Below are 14,207 nucleotides of genomic sequence, written 5' to 3'. Positions count from 1 at the left end.
TCCTCTTTTGTAATGATCAAATCTTAACTTGGTTGATGCTGAATCTAAGGGAAAATCCCTCAGGTAATTTTGCTTGTGTCAAAATCCGGGTTTCTTTCAAGCGTTTATCATTATAAGAGGAGACTTCCATCAATTCTTCATCCATATAAGCAGGATGGGTCATTATCTCCACGCTCGCCCCATCCGGTACCCTCCCCTTCAAGTTTTGAAAATAATCTTCAACCACCATATCTCCATAAAAATCATCCAGGAATACATCTGTAACGGTTTGAATCCCAGCCAGGTGCCTTCCGGCATTACGTACTGGCAATCCGTATTTATCAGACAGCTTTTTTATTACAGGTAGAAATGCTGTGATCCCATGTACATGATGGTGGCTGTCGAAATGAGTCGGAAATAGACCAAATTCCAAGAATCTTTCGATTTGTGCTGACCACTCCCTCTCCAATTCCCTCAAGGAAATACCGGCAGGATCCCCATATATCAACGCTTGCTTTTTAAAAAAACCTGATTCGTCAACTAAACTCGGAACATCACTCAATAAAGGTTTACCCCATGTCAGCACTAAGTGTATACCTACTTTCAACGAAGGTGTCTTCTTTGCGATTTCAATCGCATGCTCCGTTGCTTTCGCATTCATCATGATCGTCGCCGAATTGACAATTCCATATTTGTGGCTATCCAAAATCCCATAATTCACCGCTTTAGTCAACCCGAAATCATCTGCATTTACAAGGACTTCAATCATGATAAATTATCGTGCAACTCCTTTTTTTCAAAAAACTGCGGCAAATACTCTTTATGCGCCTCCAGCATTTCGTCTAAGATAAGTTTTGCAACCCGATCACTTGGAACGAGTGGATTGATCGTCATGGCAAGCAATGCAGTATCATAGTCGCCTGTAATTGCGGCTTCGATGGCTACCCTTTCAAAGGATTTGATTTGCTGAATTAAACCGCGGACTGCGACAGGAAGCTCACCTACATTGATAGGCTTAGGACCATCCTTAGTTATCACGCAACTGGTTTCGATCGCCGAGCCATAGGGGATGCCTTCAATCGCACCATGGTTTATGGTATTTACCGCTTGTATATCTCGCTTATCGGTATGCATCGAGCAAATCAACCTCACAGCAGCATCACTGTAGTACGCACCTCCGCGCTCTTCAAGCTGCGGCGGCTTGATGGCCAGATCCTTGTCTTTGTATAGCTCAAATAAACCTGTTTCAAGTCTTTGAACGACCTCTGCACGTGTTTCCCCTTTTTCTGCATCCTTCAATTCCTGGGCTAGCACATCTCCCGTTTTATAATAGTAGTTGTGGTATGGACACGGAAACAGGTTTAACGCTCTTAGGAATTCCGGTTCCCAGCCCATTGCATGGATATTCTTCATCGTGACAGCATTAGATGGATCTGTAATCAAATGGATGATTTGATCTTTGACACTCTCGCCATCAACGAATACATCCAAGCCGTAAACCATATGGTTCAAGCCAGCAAAGTCGATCCGGACTCTTGATGGCTCTACATCCATTAAATCCGCAACACCTCGTTCCATACCAATCGGCACATTGCAAAGGCCGATGATTTTGGAAATATTACTGTGACGCAGAACTGCTTCCGTTACCATTCCTGCAGGATTCGTGAAGTTAATCAGCCATGCTTCCGGACATAATTCCTCCATTTCATGAGCAATATCCAGAATGACGGGAATCGTTCTAAAAGCCTTGAAAAGCCCGCCTGGTCCGTTCGTCTCCTGTCCGATCACTCCGTGTTTCAATGGAATCTTTTCATCAAGCGCCCTTGCTGCTAGCTGGCCAACCCGCAGCTGGGTTGTTACATAATCAGCGCCTTTAAGCGCTTTCTTTCTGTCTAGCGTGAGATGGACTTCAATATTCACGCCAGCCTTTTCAATCATCCTTTTTGCCAAATTACCGACAATTTCAAGCTTTTCCTTTCCAGCTTCGATGTCCACGAGCCAAATTTCACTCACAGGAAGTTTTTCATGATATTTGATGAAACCTTCGATCAGTTCGGGCGTATAGCTCGAACCTCCGCCAATCGTGACAATCTTCAGCCCCTTGCTCATTCAGCAGTCCTCTCCTTCACAGCATCTGCATGTAAGAATTCTTCGCGTAGATCAATCATTTCAATTGCAAGATCCTTTATAGTCATCGCTGTCATCAAATGATCTTGTGCATGCACCAGGATAATGGGAAGATCAAATTGGTCCCCGCCCGCCTCAGCATGGATTAATTGGGTTTGGTATTTATGGGCTTGCAGTAATTCCGTTTCGGCCTCGGCTATTTTCACGCGAGCAGAATCAAAATTCCTTTTCTTTGCTTCCTGCATGGCTTCCATTGCAAAGCTTCTCGCATTCCCGCTATATAAAATCAATTGAAAGGATAGTTGGTACAATTCTTCTTTTTCCATTTTCATCACCGCTTTCTTAAACGCTTAGCGTTTCTGAATCTTTTGTAAGCTCTGTTTTATTTTTGGTATCTATCTTCACTTGAGCATAGACGAATGGTAAATAAATCACTGTTGAAATGACTAAGTTGATTGCAGCCAAGACCGCTCCGGACATATGCCCGCCTGTCGCTAGGAATCCGCCCACGATCGGAGGGGTAACCCATGGAATCTTGGCTACGATCGGGAAAACCATTCCGCTGCTTACCGCGATATAAGAGATCACGGTTGTAATTACCGGGCCGAGAACAAATGGGATGAACCACATTGGATTCAGAACGATAGGCAATCCGAAAAGGATGGGTTCGTTAATCTGGAACACTCCTGGTGCCCCTCCGAGTGCAATCATCTGTTTATACCGTTTCCGACCGGCAATGATCATTGCAATGATCAGGCCCAATGTTGCACCAGATCCGCCTAAATAAACAAATGCATCCAGGAAAGAACCCGCCAATACCCCGTATTGATCCATGTCTTTTACCCCTTTTGCATATAAATCGATATTTTTCACTCCCGAACTTTCAAAAAGCGGTGTCGTGATTCCGCCAAGGATATTGGGTCCATGCAAACCGATCATCCATAATAAATGAACAAGAAATACTAGTAAAATAGCGAATGGCAATGAATCTACTGCACTTTGTAATGGAGATACAATCACTTTACCAAGCCAGTCATTCAGTATCTGCCCATCCGTAATTTTACGGAATAGCAGTCCGAATACACCAGCAATAAAGATCGTCGCCATACCCGGCACTAACTTTGCAAATGAACGGGCTACCGCTGGAGGTACTCCATCAGGCAGCTTGATGACTAAATATTTCACTCGTGAAAGTCTCACAAAGATTTCAGTGGCAATTAAGGCAACGACAATTCCTGTAAATAAAGCTGTAGCATTAAAATAGTTAACGCTTACAAAACCCCATGCCCCGCCTGTTACATCCTTATCATCGATGGTCAAGGTGACATTTCCGATTTGAGGCAATAATAAGAAGAAACAGGCTGCGGAAACCAGCATCGCTTCAAAACCATCGTCACCGTATGATCGTGCCAATTTATAAGAGATGCCGAATACAGCGAATACAGTCATGAATGCAAAGGTTCCAAACCAAATGTCACCGCCCAGCGTATTCCATGCAGGACCAAAGATGGCCTCCATCATTCTACCGTAAGGCTTGATGACTTGCCCTAGATTATTAAACAGGACGGCGAATGACCCAATCATTGTAATCGCTATCATTCCAATCAATGTGTCACGAATCGCAAGCAAATGCCGGTTATTTCCTACCTTTACCGCCCCAGGCATAATATACTTATCAATAAAAGTCATCATATCCTTATTCTCCTTTTATTAAAGTAGTGGCTTGTTTTAATACTTCTTCACCATTACATAGTCCATAGAACATTGGATTGATGGTTGCGACTGGAATCCCCTTATCTTTCCCCGCTTCCTGTAACTTGGAAAGAAGATATCTAACCTGCGGACCTAATAAAATCACATCGGCCTTTTCTATTTCATTATTCACTTCTGTAGAACCCACAGCCCATATACGACATTCTATTCCTTGTTTTTTAGCGCTTTCCTCCATCTTGGTAACTAATAAACTAGTAGACATCCCCGCAGAACAACATAATAAGATATTCATTGAAATTACCCCCCTTTTTAATGATTGATTATTCAGTATTTTTAAGTAAGACTAAACCACATTTTTGTATAAATCCATGTTACTTTGTTTTATCACTTCCCTTGAAAGGCTATATGAAGTGGGTATTATTACCTCCATACATATATTGTAGTTACAAATCAGGAAAATATCAACACAATTTTAAATTTGTTACTACAAATTTTCGATTTAAAGTTGATTATTAAACTTATCCGAGATAATCTATATGTATATATTGGAATGAACATAGGAGGAATCACTGTGGAGACCATGAATAAAGAAGCGGCATTGCATTCCATAGTTAAGGAATCGATTATCGATCTCATAAAAAATGGCGAATATCAACCAAATACAAAATTACCGACCGAGGCTGAATTTTGTAAAATATACGGAGTAAGCAGGACAACAGTTCGTACGGCCTTACAGCAATTGAACGTCGAAGGCTACATCTACCGTGTTCAAGGCAAAGGGACTTTCGTTTCGGAGAATAAAGTGAAGCAATTTCTTACAAGCACGGTTGAAAAATTCTCTGAGCAAGTCACGATGCAAGGAAAAAACCCTTCTACGAAGGTCATTAGCTTAAAGGTGATTGAAGCAAACGCTACCCTAGCCAAGCTTTTCAAACAAAATATTGGAGACCCAGTAAATAAACTGGAACGGATACGTTACGTAAACGACATCCCCCTTCAATATGAAATTGCCTTTCTCCCTTGGTATAAAACACCCGGGCTTAATATCGAAGCCTGCGAAAAATCACTCTTTAAAGTACTTGAGACACAATTCAATTTAAAAGTAAAAAAAACAGTCGAACACTTGGAGTTTTCACTTGCCGACGATTCCATTTCTGACAAATTGGAGGTTCCGAACGGTTCACCTTGTTTTTCCTTAGAAACTTACACATATGAGAATGACGGATCGGTCATTGAATTCTCTAAAACTCTCTTTAGAGGCGATCGTGCACACTTTGTCATCGAGCGAAACTATTGATTGTAAATATATAAAAAATGACGGATGCCTAATTAAGGCATCCTTACAAGAAACTCTAATGGATTCCGTAAACGTCCATATGAGAAGTGATGTTCCGGTTGGATCTTTTCTATCAGGCGGAATTGATTCATCATTTATCTGCTCCATCGCAATAGAATCAAAACTTTTTCTGTTGGGTTCGAAAGAGAAGGATATAGTGAAATAAACGTTGCCCAGGAAACAGCGGCCGCTCTAAATTATAGAAATATTAGTTATATAATAAGTCCTGAAGAATTAGATTATATCTCCGGTTTCGGCATTTTATCAGCGATTTCGGAGTTATATCGTCAATTTTTGAAATATATCTGCGATTTTCGGTCTTATATCTCCGATTTTTGAAATATATCTGCGATTCCACCCATGGTGATATTTCAGAAAGTGTTGAAGGCGCTTTCCTCTGTTCTGCCAGAGGGTGTAAGAGGAAAGAGTTTTATAGAGCACGAAGTGGCGCATTTGGAAAACCGCTATATCGGAAACGCAAACATATTCCCGCGGGATAGTCCCGGAACATGTATGGAGCAGAAAGAAGCTAAGCTTTCCTGTTCAGATACGCCATTGGTTAAAGGACGAATTATACGATTGGGCAGTAAGGTAAATCAAGGAAAGCCCGGCCCGACTATCTTTTTAACAAAGCGCAAATTATCAAATTACTTGAAACCATGTAAATAATAAAGCGGACAACAGCCGGAAGCTCTGGACCATTTTAACTTTTATGATTTGGCATCAAATTTATATAGAAAAATAATATGAAACACAGTCTTAAAAGAACTTACAATATGCTGTAAATCAATCATCTTTAATGGCTTTACCCATTGCACTCAAGCAAGCACCAATGATTGCTTGGGTACTGTTAATATTTACCTGATCATCACCATAAAACGAGTATCCATTCAATTCAATAATTCGTATATGACGAATTTCTCAAAAGGATTAGATTCAGTCAAGACAGGTAACATCACTTCTTTTTTCAGCCTGAAGGCAGTTTGATTTTCAAGGAAAAAAATATAATCCTGTGAAGGATAAAATAATATAAGTTCGATTTGGCGCGGTTCTTTTTCAAAGGAAAGCAAAATGTTATTGATGATTTTCATGAAAATCTGTACCGAGAACGGATTAAAGAAATAAAAACGATTGTCTTTCGTATCAATATCATAATCTTCTGCCAAACAACAGTGGAATTCTATATTGGCATTGTTTTTTTTCCTTTTCTCCATATAGCCATTCAGATTCTCGATCGCATCTTTATAAAAACTTTCATTCATCTCCACGCCAACCCCAAATGATTTATATAAATGATGGATAAAAAAATTCAAGCGTCCTTTACCGCATCCAAAATCTACAATGCGATCATTTCCTTTCAGTGCATATTTTTTGAATAAATGTTCTAATGCACTGTATGGAGTAGGTTCATAGCGGTGATAATGCAAAGAATCATTGAATTTTTTTTGTTCACCTTCCGTCCTGATGTTCAGCATTTCATCATAATTCGTTTCTTTCATTATTATTTGCACCTGCTTCATGTTTTTTAAAATAGTGGGCTTCATAATTAAAAACCCCCGGATAAGGTTGATCTTATCCAGGGTAAGGTTTTGATATAAGAATGTCCAGACAATTAATTGGATTTTGCTTTAGTTACATAATCATTAAAATCAGAGATGCTTGGGTTGGCTATATAATGACCGCCTTCCACTTGGATCGTCTGACCTGTAATGAATTTGGATTCGTCAGATGCAAGGAAGAGAACTGTATACCCGATATCTTCCGCTTCACCATGATATGGCAATGCATTGAATTTGGCAAAAATATCGAGTACGGCCTGAGGCATATTATTTTTCGCTGCAGGAGTTAAAATAAGGCCTGGTGCCACTCCATTACAACGAATATGATCTTTACCATACTGTGCAGCGATATAACGGGTCAAATTCACTACCCCCGCTTTGGACGCACCATATGCAGATCGTACGGAGTCACCTGTAAACCCAGCCATGGAGGCAGTATTGATTATCGCTCCCCCTCCTGCTTTAATCATGTGAGGAATTGCAAACCTGCTTCCCAATAGGACACTTTTTAAATTCACATCCATAAGTCGGTCCCATTCTTCCAAATCTAAATTCACGACATCCAGATCTTTATGGAGGTTAGTTAAACCCACGTTATTAACAAGTACCGTAACCGTACCATATTGTTCAATTGTAAAGTCGACTGCTGCCTGGATAGAATCTGCTTGTCCAGCATCCAAGAATACTCCAGCCGCTTCCCCACCTTGTTTTTTTATGTTTTCGGCCGCTTCTTTTGCTCCTGCTTCGTTAAAATCAGCAATCACGACTTTAGCGCCTTCTTTAGCCATCAGAGTGGATATGGATAACCCTATACCCGAAGCTCCACCTGTCACTAATGCTACTTTACCTTGTACTCTTCCCATAATAAATAACCACCTGCTCTTCAAAATTGAATATCACTGCTTTATTACTCATGACTACCAGTACAAGGATATAATATCTATAAAGTTATTACAAATAATTATACCTATGTTCCAATTCGTTGAAGGGAGATTATTAGAAGTTCATAAATCTAAAGAAAATTTCGTTTACCAAAGGGAAAACAGAAAAAAGCTGAAGCATCAAAAAGAGCTTCAGCTTTCTTTCATTTTTCTTCTTCATCATCCCATATGATCCAATCATGAACCTCAAGAATCTCCAGAAACTTCATCAACCGAGGTAAGGCTGGTTCTGCTTCCTCACCAAAATGTTCACTCATCGCTTCAGAAATCTGATTTACATTCCTTTGGAACTGCATCTGTTTAATGGCATATGCCCCAAACTTATCAAGCTTGATTTTACGGACTGATGGTTGTTTAAAGAAACGAATTGTAATTCGTTCCACAAAATTTGTCCTTTGAATGACCAAAAAAGTTGCTTCCGAAGATTCATGTACCATAGTGACGCGTCTTTCCAAAAGGGGAACCATAGTTAACAGGTTCCTCTTTTTTGATTGGCGTTTACGATGCATCTTCTTTTTTCCCTTTGCTGGATACGAACCAAAGCAATCCAGCTAGAGCAAGGAATAGTAGGAATGGCAGCAAATTGCTGGCTAATTTAGCCGCAGCCGGAACTTGGACACCTGCTGCGATCAATATGGCAATAAGAACACCAATCAATGATTCACCTGCTATTAATCCAGAGGCAAATAATACACCTCTATCAACCCGAGCTTTAAGCGCTTCTTTTGTTTTCGAGAAGAACTCAACGAAGAATCGTATAAATCCACCGATCATGATTGGGACACTAGTATGAACCGGTAAGTAAATGCCGACTGCAACAACAAGTGAATTCAGACCGAAAAACTCTAATGTGATGGAAATAGCAGCACCGATAAAGATGAGGGTCCAAGGCAAATCCCCCCCTAGAACACCTTCAGCAAGTATTTTCATTAGTGCCGCTTTAGGTGCAGGTAGTTCTGCAGAACCCATCGTATATGCATTATCCATCAGAACAAGGATAAAACCAATGACGGAAGCGGACGCAACAACACCGATCATCATGGCAACTTGTTGTTTCCATGGTGTTCCGCCAACGATATATCCTGTTTTTAGATCTTGTGAAACATCACCTGAAACCGCAAGTGCTGTACAAATGATTGCAGCGACGGTCAATGCGGCTACCATTCCAGTTGTACCAGTAAAACCAGTAGCTTTATAGACAATGGCCACAATCAATAGTGTAGCTATCGTCATTCCAGAAACAGGGGAAGAAGAACTTCCGACGATTCCAACAACCCTTGAAGCCACTGTCACGAATAAAAATCCAAAAATCGCAATTGCAATCGCACCGATGATCCCTACATCTGTTATAGGTGTGAAAGCAATGATTAAAATGACGATGATCGTTCCCAACCAAACATATTTAGCAGGCATATCCTGTTCTGTACGGATCGAACCTGATTTTAGTTGTCCTTTATTGGCTTTTACGCCTTTAATAGTATCAAAAACTGAACTGAAAAGTATTGGTAATGTTTTGATCAATGTGATCAATCCGCCAGTTGCAACGGCACCAGCACCAATATAGCGTATATAATTATCCCAAATTCCCCATGCATCCAATTCACCGATCGGTACATCGGAAGGGAAAATGGCTGTTCCATTGCTTCCGCCGAAAAAACTGATGGCCGGTATTAGAACGACCCAGGCTAATAAACCCCCACCTAGCATTTGTCCTGCAACACGCGGTCCAATAATATAACCTACACCCAAAAGGGAAGGAAAGGCATCAAGACCAACCACTGCATTTTTAAAATTCGTGATTCCCGTTTCAACCTCTGTCTTGAAGAGTTTAAACCCATCACCAAGCCCTTTAACGACACCGCCGATAACCAAACCGGCTCCGATTAGTTTCGCGCTTGTACCACCCTTTTCTCCTGACTTCAGGACCTCGGCACATGCCGTACCTTCAGGATATGGTAATGTTTCATGTTCCCTTACAATCAAAAGCTGGCGAAGGGGAACCATCATGAAGACCCCTAAAAATCCCCCAGTTAAAACAACGAAAATGATGAATGCTTGACTCACGTCCATGTCCCACATGAATAATGCTGGTATGGTAAATACAGCACCGGCACCAATAGCCTCACCTGCCGTGGTCATCGTTTGCACAATATTGTTTTCTAATATTGAATCCCTGCGAAAAACCCCTCTTAAGATAGCCATTGAAATTACCGCTGCGGGTATTGAAGCAGAGACAGTTAAACCAATAAGTAGGCCTAAGTATGCATTTGCCGCCCCGAATACGATTGCAAGAATGATCCCTAGAATAATTGCAGTTGCAGTTAATTCCGGTAGAGATTTAGATGCAGAGACGTACGGGACGAATTTACTCTCTTTTGAATTGTTCGACAATTTAGCCACTTCCTATGTTAAACTTTAAAATCATAAAGAACATTATATCACTGTAATTTAAAGTCATGCAATGGGAAAATTCTGCTTATTTAAAGTTTGATTATATCTAATAATCAGATTAGTAGTTTCGGTTTTAAAATATATAAAAATACCATTCATCTCATAACCATCTTTTTGGGCCCATTCGTTACAGGAAATCACTGCACCTCAATCATTCAATGGCCGGTTCCATCACACTCCTTATTAGCTCCATAAGCAAATAACCCATTGGGTTATTGCACATTAAAATGAGATTTACATATCCTGAAAAATCAAGTCTTAAATAAAGGAATGATAAATTCATGGTCTCCTATATGGACTATACTTCACCATCCACACAATACTTTTTTGATGTTAATAAAAGCAATTTAATGAAAAAAGACAATCAAAACTATATAAATGTATTAGGTATCAAACAATTGAACACACTCGAAAATGTTTCTTTATTAGATATTTACCTTAGTTCAAACAATGTCGTAGAACCGCATTATCACCAAAATGCTGCAGAACTTGTGTATTGCATTTCTGGAGCGGCAACCGTTTCATTACTGAATCCTTTTACTAAGCAAATACAAAATTATCCTATTAAACCTGGCCAAGTAGCCAACGTTCCCCAAGGTTGGTGGCATTATGAAGTGGCTAATACGGATAATACTCACCTGCTGGCCATTTTTAATGCACCAACACCTGAGGTGATTTTAGGTTCGGATATCTTGAAATTGACACCTGCAAATATTATGGCACATACGTATTGCCTGGATGAAAACCAATGGAAAAAAGCGATTGCACCGGTTCAAACCTCAACATTCATCGGTCCGCCAGCCAATTGCCAACGAGCTTCCGAAGAAGACATGCAGCAATATCCGCAATATAATAATCACTATGATAACCAAATGTATACTGCCCCTGCATATAACTATCAATTCCAGCCCACTCCCCCATATTATTATTATTGAAGATATATTTTGGGAACTTGCTTAAACCTGTCCAACTCCTATCCCCCCTTCAAGGATGGGCGTCTAATAAAATCAAAATCGAAAAAAGCAATGGAGAATCCCACTGCATAAGGGTTCTCCATTGCTTTTCATTACATGACCCGTTTAAAAAACCGAATTCATTTTACTTCTCAACATCTCACATTAGTTGCATTTACTGATTTATTTAAATTTATTCATCCCTTTTATCAGAACATTTCATTTCCTAATAGAAAATTTATGGTCAATTTGGCGGTCACCCCATTGAAAAATCCAGCACACACTTGGATACAATTATTCAATACTAGGATTTATCTTATACAATTTCTATATATTCCACCGAGTTTCTTCTATTTGTAGCAGAACCGCCGCGCTTTCTTGGTTTGCGATTCGATACTTGCAGTGCCTAACACATTATAATCAAATCGGGAATTTCGATAGAAGAAAAAGCTGCCTTAAAGACAGCTCTGGTCTTCAGCTAACGCACCTGTTGGTTCATTAAGAAAAATCGCTAAGCTAAAACATGATTATTTTAGTTATTGCTCTCATAAATTCTTGAACTACTTCCCCAAGGATGGTATCCGTCACCTATGTAAGTAAATCCGTATTTTTCATAGTATCCAATGTGGTCAGTACAAAGGAAAACTTTATTGAATCCTGCTTTTTCGGCATCAGCTTTAGCACGTTTAAGTAGCTCTTTGCCTAAAGACCTACCACGATAACTATTTTCAATATAAAGGGCACATATCCAAGGCCATAAATCCATACGACTAATAAAATCATTGCTAATAAGACCTGCGCAGCCAATAACTTCACCATAATCCTCCATTAAATACCAAATAGGAAATGGACTATCCGTTGTTATGCTGTGTGTAATACAGTCCTCATATACTTTCATACTGGTTTCGTTTGCCCATTTGCATTGAATATATTTTATTGCTTTTTCTTTATACTCTGGATGTTCTCTAACGCTAATTATTTGCATAAGACTTTCCCTTCGGGTATCTTATTAGCGCGATACTTACTAGAGAATCACGCTACACCCATTCATTTTATCTTCATCCCATATACGTTCCAAGATCACTTCATTATTAATACAGTTTATTTGAAAAACGTCAGGATTACTAAGATTCTCCCAACACTCGAAATCAAAGTCACGATTATAATTCTTAAAAAGTAAGGATATTATATTTCCGTGACTGACGATTACTGTGTTTTCAGTCCTACTTTTAAAGACTTCTTCAACAACATTTACGATTCGATTCATCGCTTCTTGACTTGACTCTCCTCCTTCAAATTTTAATTCCATATCATTAAATGTTGCTTTTAGTTTTTCATACCAATCAGGTAAGTCCGTTGTGCTTAGTGTTCGTTCCGAGAGGCGTTCATCAATCTCTATTTTAATATTTGTTTTCTCACTTAATGGTTCTACTGATTGAATAGCACGCAAAAAGGGACTCGATATTATTCGGTCAATTTTTGCATTACTGAAGAAATCAACTAAATATTTCGCTTGTTTCGAACCTTTTTCTGTTAAATGAGATTCCGAAGGTTGCCCCTGTGCTTCGCAATGTCTTACAATGTAAATCTTCTTTTGCATACAGATCCTCCCACATAAGTAGTAAATACTAGTTTCTATATTTCTCTATAATTTTCCTTCTTGAACTAATCTGCCCCGTTAGTTCTATAAAAAAAGCGACTCTTATTAAAGAATCGCGCCCAATTGTGGAATACATTCTATTAGAGTTCAAGAATCATACATATTTCATCTTGCTTTTTTTTATGACCAATAAATTTCGGTTGCTAAAAACCTCATTCTAACTTCACCGTTCATGTTCCAAATAAGATTATTTCATCATGTAACTATTTAAGCATTGAATTGTTTTTCCGGAATATCTTTTTGAACGTTTATTCTTCTCACAATAAAGATGAGAACAATTGCACCTAATAAGCAGGTTGCCCCTCCTGCTCCTATCAAGACGAAAGGAACTCCAAGCCATTTGGCAAGAAGAGATCCCACCGCAGGGGCAATAAGCATAGAAAAGGTTTGTAATGATGTAGCCGCAGCAGATACTCTGCCCATCATTTGCTTAGGTGTCTCAGATTGTAAGATAAATCCATAAGGGACCGACTCACCGGAGCCCATGAAACCAAGGAAAAATGCGCCAATCACCCAGGCCAATGCAGGGAGATTTACAATCTCCATACTACCAAGACCCATTACAATGATTAATGAACCACTAAAAAGGAATGCACTTGACATAAAATGAATAGGTTTTCTTTTCCAATGAGTCCAGTTGCCCATTAAAAGGGAACCTGCCACGCTTCCCATACCTACAGCACTAATTAGTAACCCAAAATTTCCTTCAGTGAAGCCAAGATTTTGGGCAATAAATATGAATAGTCCATCGTACAGGAAAATGATAAAAAACGCTACAGACGATAGGATAACTGAGATTTTTAATAATGGGGTATATGAGATGTGCATAATGCCATCTAATAATTCTTTCCAATAGTGACCATTTTTCTTATTTATATTTTCTGATTTAGTCCCAGCATTCCTTTCTTTTTCATCCATGTTGGGAAGAGTTAACAAAAAAAATATGGCGATGAAAAAACCTGCAGCTTCAAATAAGAATGGACTTTTTGTTCCAAATAAAGCTATGAGGCCTCCCCCTAGGGCAGGACCAATAATTTTCATTGTATTAACGGACAGCTGGCTAAGTGTTACGGCCTCTGGAAGGTGGTTATCAGGGACAGTAAACCTAATCATACTTTGTCTTGCTGGGTCGTAAATCGCTGAGACTGTTCCCTTCAAAAATACAAATAGTAAAAGGATATAAAGGTTTGGAGCAAATAACAGTCCACCTACAAACATGACCTTTAAAAATAAACAAATGATCATCATTTGCTTTTTTGGAAGTCGATCGACAAATACACTGGCAAAGGGACCTATGATGACCCAAGGCAGCCCTAATGCAATAATCACTGCGGCAATGGCTGTTTCATCTAACCCCCAATGATAAGCAACAATAACCTGTAAAGCTATAAAATCAAGCCAATTACCCAGATCAGAAAATAGCTGCGCGCCAAATAATGAACGAAATGGACGGAATTTTAAAGGCTCAAACATTCCAGCTTTCATGTG

General features: G+C 39.5%; 14 protein-coding genes and 1 pseudogene. 3 read left to right on the top strand and 12 right to left on the bottom strand.

Translation table 11 applies throughout. The features are described 5' to 3' along the window. Positions 1-16: 16 nt before the first annotated feature. From chbG to JNUCC41_RS17510, 5 genes are read right to left on the bottom strand one after another with little or no spacing between them, the layout of a single operon-like run. Positions 17-748 carry a chitin disaccharide deacetylase gene (gene chbG, locus JNUCC41_RS17530; protein WP_192204105.1) on the bottom strand — a complete coding sequence of 244 codons (732 nt, stop codon included), beginning with the start codon at positions 746-748 and terminating at the stop codon, positions 17-19. Further along, a complete protein-coding gene (locus tag JNUCC41_RS17525) occupies positions 745-2,088 on the bottom strand; it encodes a 6-phospho-beta-glucosidase (RefSeq protein ID WP_192204104.1) in 1,344 nt (447 codons plus the stop codon). The genes chbG and JNUCC41_RS17525 overlap by 4 nt, the downstream gene beginning before the upstream one ends. Beyond that, on the bottom strand, positions 2,085-2,432 hold the full coding sequence (locus JNUCC41_RS17520; protein WP_098370952.1) for a PTS sugar transporter subunit IIA: 348 nt from the start codon (positions 2,430-2,432) through the stop codon (positions 2,085-2,087). The genes JNUCC41_RS17525 and JNUCC41_RS17520 overlap by 4 nt, the downstream gene beginning before the upstream one ends. Before the next feature lie 16 nt (positions 2,433-2,448). After that, positions 2,449-3,798, bottom strand: coding sequence for a PTS sugar transporter subunit IIC (locus JNUCC41_RS17515; protein ID WP_192204103.1), 1,350 nt, complete (start codon positions 3,796-3,798; stop codon positions 2,449-2,451). Between the two features lie 4 nt (positions 3,799-3,802). After that, entirely contained in the window at positions 3,803-4,111 is a 309-nt protein-coding gene (locus tag JNUCC41_RS17510; protein ID WP_192204102.1) for a PTS sugar transporter subunit IIB, read from the bottom strand. A 288-nt stretch (positions 4,112-4,399) separates the two neighbouring features. Between JNUCC41_RS17510 and JNUCC41_RS17505 the strand changes: the two genes are divergently transcribed. After that, complete coding sequence (locus tag JNUCC41_RS17505) at positions 4,400-5,116, top strand: GntR family transcriptional regulator (protein ID WP_228467669.1); 717 nt, start codon at positions 4,400-4,402, stop codon at positions 5,114-5,116. A gap of 55 nt (positions 5,117-5,171) precedes the next feature. Next, positions 5,172-5,900 (top strand): annotated as a pseudogene (locus JNUCC41_RS27445) (asparagine synthase-related protein); the annotation flags it as partial. Positions 5,901-6,045: 145 nt separating this feature from the next. On the opposite strand, the gene JNUCC41_RS17495 reads toward JNUCC41_RS27445, so the two are convergent. From JNUCC41_RS17495 to JNUCC41_RS17480, 4 genes are all read right to left on the bottom strand, one after another. After that, positions 6,046-6,654 (bottom strand): class I SAM-dependent methyltransferase, encoded by a 609-nt coding sequence (locus JNUCC41_RS17495; protein ID WP_192208204.1) that lies wholly within the window; start codon positions 6,652-6,654, stop codon positions 6,046-6,048. A gap of 113 nt (positions 6,655-6,767) precedes the next feature. Continuing rightward, positions 6,768-7,577 carry an SDR family NAD(P)-dependent oxidoreductase gene (locus tag JNUCC41_RS17490; protein WP_192204100.1) on the bottom strand — a complete coding sequence of 270 codons (810 nt, stop codon included), beginning with the start codon at positions 7,575-7,577 and terminating at the stop codon, positions 6,768-6,770. A gap of 221 nt (positions 7,578-7,798) precedes the next feature. After that, positions 7,799-8,164: a PqqD family protein gene (locus tag JNUCC41_RS17485; RefSeq protein ID WP_192204099.1), complete on the bottom strand. Its 366-nt coding sequence runs from the start codon at positions 8,162-8,164 to the stop codon at positions 7,799-7,801. Beyond that, the gene (locus tag JNUCC41_RS17480) at positions 8,154-10,046 is read right to left on the bottom strand and encodes an OPT family oligopeptide transporter (RefSeq protein WP_192204098.1); all 1,893 of its coding nucleotides are present in this window, start codon (positions 10,044-10,046) and stop codon (positions 8,154-8,156) included. Before JNUCC41_RS17480 ends, JNUCC41_RS17485 begins: the two co-directional genes overlap by 11 nt. Before the next feature lie 341 nt (positions 10,047-10,387). Here JNUCC41_RS17480 and JNUCC41_RS17475 point away from each other — a divergent pair, with 341 nt between their 5' ends. Next, positions 10,388-11,041 (top strand): cupin domain-containing protein, encoded by a 654-nt coding sequence (locus tag JNUCC41_RS17475; protein ID WP_192204097.1) that lies wholly within the window; start codon positions 10,388-10,390, stop codon positions 11,039-11,041. Between the two features lie 550 nt (positions 11,042-11,591). Here JNUCC41_RS17475 and JNUCC41_RS17470 read toward each other — a convergent pair. The 3 genes from JNUCC41_RS17470 to JNUCC41_RS17460 form a co-directional block, all read right to left on the bottom strand. Further along, the gene (locus tag JNUCC41_RS17470; protein WP_192204096.1) at positions 11,592-12,044 is read right to left on the bottom strand and encodes a GNAT family N-acetyltransferase; all 453 of its coding nucleotides are present in this window, start codon (positions 12,042-12,044) and stop codon (positions 11,592-11,594) included. A gap of 39 nt (positions 12,045-12,083) precedes the next feature. Continuing rightward, positions 12,084-12,659, bottom strand: a complete 576-nt coding sequence (locus tag JNUCC41_RS17465) for a histidine phosphatase family protein (RefSeq protein ID WP_192204095.1) — start codon at positions 12,657-12,659, stop codon at positions 12,084-12,086. A gap of 267 nt (positions 12,660-12,926) precedes the next feature. Further along, the gene (locus tag JNUCC41_RS17460) at positions 12,927-14,204 is read right to left on the bottom strand and encodes an MFS transporter (protein WP_192204094.1); all 1,278 of its coding nucleotides are present in this window, start codon (positions 14,202-14,204) and stop codon (positions 12,927-12,929) included. Positions 14,205-14,207 lie beyond the last annotated feature (3 nt).

The organism is Brevibacillus sp. JNUCC-41, from assembly GCF_014844095.1.
Taxonomy (GTDB): Bacteria; Bacillota; Bacilli; order Bacillales; family DSM-1321; genus Peribacillus; species Peribacillus aracenensis.
The sequence above is the reverse complement of the archived record's forward strand: the minus strand, read 5'-3'. Positions and strand labels throughout refer to the sequence as shown.